Annotated in this window: 2 protein-coding genes; one reads left to right on the plus strand and one right to left on the minus strand. The window is 65.7% G+C overall.

Going from position 1 to position 1,825, the window contains the following annotated elements:
* A partial coding sequence (locus VGH68_RS21685) for a lysophospholipid acyltransferase family protein (protein WP_331605759.1) occupies positions 1 to 747 on the plus strand: 747 nt, incomplete at its 5' end.
* A gap of 95 nt (positions 748 to 842) precedes the next feature.
* On the opposite strand, the gene VGH68_RS21690 is transcribed toward VGH68_RS21685, so the two are convergent.
* Positions 843 to 1,715, minus strand: a complete 873-nt coding sequence (locus tag VGH68_RS21690; protein ID WP_331605760.1) for a symmetrical bis(5'-nucleosyl)-tetraphosphatase — start codon at positions 1,713 to 1,715, stop codon at positions 843 to 845.
* Positions 1,716 to 1,825: the final 110 nt, after the last annotated feature.

Consider the following 1,825-nt stretch of genomic DNA (forward strand, 5'->3'; position numbering starts at 1 on the left):
TTCCCGAATGCGAGCGCCGAGCGGCGTCACGCGCTCAACCGTGCATGGTCGCTGAAGATGCTGCGCCTGTGCGGACTGCGCCTGGTCGTGCATAACGACGCCGCGCGCCTGGACACGGGCGCGCTGGTCGTTGCCAACCACATTTCGTGGATCGATATCTACGTGATCAATGCGTGGCGGCCGACGCCGTTCGTATCGAAAGCGGAGATCCGGCAATGGCCGGTGGTCGGCTGGCTCGCGCAGCAGCTCGATACGGTGTTTATCCAGCGCGAAAAGCGCAGCGACGCGAAGCGGATCATGCACGAGCTGTCGGAACGGCTCAGTGCGGGCGAACTGATGTGCGTGTTTCCGGAGGGCACGACGTCGGACGGGCTCGCGCTGCTGCCGTTTCACGCGAACCTGTTCCAGGCGGCGGTGTCGGCCGGCGTGCCGGTGCAGCCGGTGTGCCTGATGTATGAAGACGCCCAGGGCCGGCAGTCGACCGCGCCTGCCTATATCGACGATCTGTCGCTATCCGAATCGCTCGATAGGCTGTTGCGCGGTGCTCCGCTGACCGCGCACGTGTACGTCGGCGAGGCTCTCGCGCCCGGTGCCGATCGACGCGCGCTGGCTGCGCAAGCGCAAGACGCGATCGCCCACGCATTGCAGGAGATGCGGTGCGGCGCCGCGAACGCCGGTGCGGCTGCGGGGCAGCGCCCCGAGGAGCCCGTAACGTCCGACGACCCGACGATCCAGCGAGCAAACTGATCGCGCCGGTCGACGGTCCGGGTGATTCCGCGTGACAGCGGTGTTCACCTGGCGCTGCGCCAGGGGTCCGATAAGAGGCCGCTTATTTCGATGCCCTAGTTGCCGCCGCCGGCCGTCCGGCACGATTCGCAATCCACCTGCGTCACCGTGCGTTCGGCGGGATTTTGCGCGAGTCGCACCGCGGACAGCTGTTCGCCCCATACGCAACCCGAATCCAGGCCGATCAGGTTATCGCGCAAGGTCAAACCGAGCGCGGCCCAATGGCCGAACACCACGGTTACGTCGGCGGTCCGGCGCGACGGCACGTCGAACCATGGAACGCATCCGGGCGGCGCCGAACCGAGCGTGCCGCTGCTGCTGAAATCCATCGCGCCGTCTGCGGTGCAGAAGCGGATCCGCGTCAACGCGCTGCACGTCACGCGCAGCCGGTCGATGCCTTTCAAGCCGGGCGTCCAGCGATTGGGCTCATTGCCGTACAACCCCGCGAGCGTTTCCTTCCATTTCGGCGCGCGTAGCGCGCGTTGCAGTTCTTCGGCGAGTTCCATCGTCATCGCCGCGTCCCATTCCGGCAGCACGCCGGCGTGCACCATCAACATGCCGTTCTCGAAATGCGCGAGCGGACGGTGACGGATCCAGTCGAGCAGATCGGCCGCATCGGGCGCGGCGAGGATGTCGTCGATCGTGTCGCCTTTTTTCGATTTGCGAATGCCCGCCGACACCGACAACAGGTGCAGATCGTGATTGCCCAGCACCGGCACCGCGCGTTCGCCCAGCGCGATCACGTCGCGCAACGTGGCCAGCGACTCGGCGCCACGGTTGACCAGATCGCCCGCGAACCATAGCGGCGTGCCGTCCGGGGGCGCCGCCTTCGCCAGCAATTGCTGGAAGGGTTTGCGGCAGCCTTGCAGATCGCCAAACGCGAGGGGCACGGGAGAAGACGGGACGCTGTGCACGGTGGACGGGGTCATCGGATGATTCGAGCGGTTCGTAATTGACGGTAAGAGATGGCTGGGGCTTTCTGCGGTGCAACATGCTAGCCTGACATCATATAGGTTTTGAATAACGGTATCGCCAAGGG

The organism is Paraburkholderia sp., assembly GCF_036488505.1.
Lineage (GTDB): Bacteria > Pseudomonadota > Gammaproteobacteria > Burkholderiales > Burkholderiaceae > Paraburkholderia.

What these genes read in the sequence shown, in the direction of transcription:
- VGH68_RS21690 (WP_331605760.1), bottom strand. Translation starts at nt 1,715, where the DNA reads ATGACCCCGTCCACCGTGCACAGCGTCCCGTCTTCTCCCGTGCCCCTC.